Source organism: Holdemanella sp., assembly GCF_056804935.1.
In genome coordinates, this window is the sequence record NZ_DBMEXE010000184.1 from 1 (window position 1) to 3,226 (window position 3,226).

Annotated in this window: 2 protein-coding genes; both read left to right on the forward strand. The window is 35.6% G+C overall.

The annotated features are described in order from the left end of the window. The first annotated feature begins 159 nt into the window (after positions 1-159). Positions 160-1,539: a glycine--tRNA ligase gene (locus ACZQCL_RS07865; RefSeq protein ID WP_227991817.1), complete on the forward strand. Its 1,380-nt coding sequence runs from the start codon at positions 160-162 to the stop codon at positions 1,537-1,539. Continuing rightward, positions 1,539-3,226 (forward strand): DNA primase (dnaG, locus tag ACZQCL_RS07870; protein ID WP_482482629.1); only part of this gene is annotated, 1,688 nt, incomplete at its 3' end. The genes ACZQCL_RS07865 and dnaG, both read left to right, overlap by 1 nt.

A 3,226-nucleotide genomic window follows, 5' to 3' on the forward strand; every position in this document is an offset into this window, starting at 1 on the left:
GAATTTGAAATCATAGACTAAACGATTTTTCTAAATTGAAAGGTCGTTTTTTCTTATGCCTTGTCTTTGGATTTAGTCTAGAAATTTGTTGATAAATGGGATATAATATGAAAAGTGTATCCTTTTGTCTGTATACATGAAAGAAATGAGGTAAATAACATGAACGAAAAGACATTCAATGATGTAGTAAATCACATGAAAACCTCTGGATTTGTTTACCAAGGTTCAGAAATTTATGGTGGTTTGGCAAATACTTGGGATTTTGGTCCTTTAGGCATTGAATTAAAGAACAATATTAAAAATGCATGGTGGAAACGTTTCATCCAGGAAAGTGAACACAATGTAGGATTGCAGAGTGCCATCTTAATGAACCCTAATGTATGGGTTGCCAGTGGTCACGTTGGTGGATTTAGTGATCCATTAATGGATTGTAAAGAATGTAAGAGCCGTTTTAGAGCGGATCAATTGATTGAAGAAGCCAGCAATCACACAGTAAACTGTGGTGGTATGTCAAATGAAGATATGGAAAACTATATCGCTGAACATGAAATCACATGTCCAAAATGTGGAGCTAAAAACTTTACAAACATTCGTCAATTTAACTTGATGTTCAAAACATTCCAAGGTGTATTAGAAGATGCGAAGAGTACAATCTATTTGCGCCCAGAAACTGCACAGGGAATCTTTGTCAACTTCAAAAACGTACAAAGAACAATGCGTAGAAAATTACCATTCGGTATTGGACAGATTGGTAAGAGTTTCCGTAACGAAATTACACCAGGTAACTTTATTTTCCGTACACGTGAATTCGAACAGATGGAACTTGAATTCTTCTGTAAACCAGGAACGGATTTAGATTGGTTTGAATACTATTGTAAAAACTGTGTTCAATTCTTAAAGGATTTGGGTATCAACGAAGAAAACATTCGTTTACGTGCACATGATCCTGAAGAATTAGCACACTATTCAAATGGTACAAGTGATATCGAATACCACTTCTCTGAACCTATCGGATGGGGTGAATTATGGGGTATCGCAGACCGTACTGACTTTGACTTAAAAGCACACCAGACAACTTCTAAACAAAACTTAGAATATTTTGATCAAGAAGCAAACGAAAAATACATTCCATACGTTATCGAACCAAGTGTAGGTGTAGAACGTTTGATGTTGGCCGTGATGTGTGAAGCTTACCAAGAAGAACAATTAGAAAACGATTCTCGTGTTGTCTTAAAATTACACCCAGCATTAGCTCCATATAAAGTAGCTGTACTTCCACTTTCTAAAAAATTATCCGATCAAGGGGATGAAGTATTCGCTAAATTAGCTAAACACTTTAGTGTAACGTACGATGATGCACAAAGCATTGGTAAACGTTACCGTCGTCAAGATGCGATTGGTACACCATTCTGTGTTACGGTAGATTTCGAAACCGCAAACGATGGATGTGTTACAGTTCGTGATCGTGATACTATGCAACAAGAACGTATCGCTTTAGATGACCTTGTTTCATATATTGAAAAAAGAATTGAATTTTAATGAGCTGGATATCCGAAGATGATATAAAGGCCATTCGTCAGCAGGCCGATATTGTTGATGTGATGTCCCGTTATATCACATTAGAAAAAAAAGGCAAAGACTATAAAGCCATTTGTCCATTTCATGATGATCACGATCCTAGTTTATCAATTTCAACTGATAAACAAATATTCAAATGTTTCGTATGCGGTACCGGAGGAAATGTCTTTACATTTGTACAAAAGATTGAAAACATTTCCTTTCTAGAAGCCGTTTGTAAGGTTGCAGAACTGATTCATTATCCTTTACACATGGATACAAGTCAATTTCAACCCAAGGTTGATGAAAATCAGCCTTTATATGACTGCGTTCAATCGTACATTCGCTTTTTAACATATGAGTTGCAGAGTGAGAATGGCGAAAGCGTGAAAAGGTATTTAAGTCAAAGAAAAATAAATGAAGATATTATAAAAAGATTTGAGATTGGGTATGCACCTGAATCGAGTCGTAGTGTGAAGTATCTCAAGGCAAAAGGTTTTAACGAACAAATACTCACAGATACAGGTTTAATTCGTACTCACGATCTAGATACCTATGCCGTATTCGACAATCGATTGATGATTCCCATTCATGATGAAAATGGAAATCCTGTTGGATTTACGGCCAGGCGTTTAAATGAAGATAAGGATGTAGCCAAATATATCAACACTTCTGAAACAAAGATCTATCATAAGGGCCATTTGATTTTTAATTATCATAGAGCCAAAGAATTTGCGAAAAAGAACAAGCGATGCATATTAGTTGAAGGAGCTATGGATGTCATTGCCTTTGAAAAGGCAGATATTCATGAAAGTATTGCTTGTTTAGGAACAGCTTGTACAAAAGAACAAATAACGCTATTAAAACGCTTAAACGTCCCTTTGGTTGTCTGTTACGATGGGGATCGAGCTGGTAAAGCAGCTACCTATAAGTTTGGAAAATTAGCCGTTGATTACGGACTGAATTTTTCCATAGTAAAAAATACAACCGGTAAAGATCCAGATGAAATCTTTAATGAACTAGGAAAAGATGAACTCTATTTATCTGTTCATAAAACTGTATCATTTGTAGAATTTTTATTTGATTATTTACCAAACCAATATGATTTAGACAATTACGAGGATAAGAAAAAATTCACATCGGAAATGCAGTCTTTCATTGAAAGGACATGCACCGATTTTGAAAAGGCCGATTATTATTCTCGTATCCGAGATTTGACAGGATTTGATTTATCACATCAATCCGCAAATATTCCGGCACCCAAAAAAGAATCCAGAAATAATGCGGCTGTGGTTCGAAATATAGAGCCATTAAAAAATGGAAGAACACTTGCCGAACACGGTGTTTTATGGATGATTCTAAACAGTAAACTTGCGGCCGATCAATTCAAAGATCAGATTGGTTTTTTCCAAGATCCAGTCTGTGAAGAATTGTCATTATATTGTTACGACATGTATCGAAATATGGACCATATCGATTTTGATGTACTGATGAGCTACATAGAAAAAGAAGACGTCCGTAATTTGTTGGTAAGCCTGATGGAAAATCCGTTTCATGTTGATGGATATAATGAAGACTTCTTTAACGATAGTTTAATGAAGATCAAAGAATGTACTTTACAAGCCCAAATTGACAATCTCAATGATCAGATCAAGAATGTGCAAGATCC

Excerpts from the sequence above, each read along its gene's own strand:
- ACZQCL_RS07865 (WP_227991817.1), top strand. The coding sequence starts at position 160 with ATGAACGAAAAGACATTCAATGATGTAGTAAATCACATGAAAACCTCT.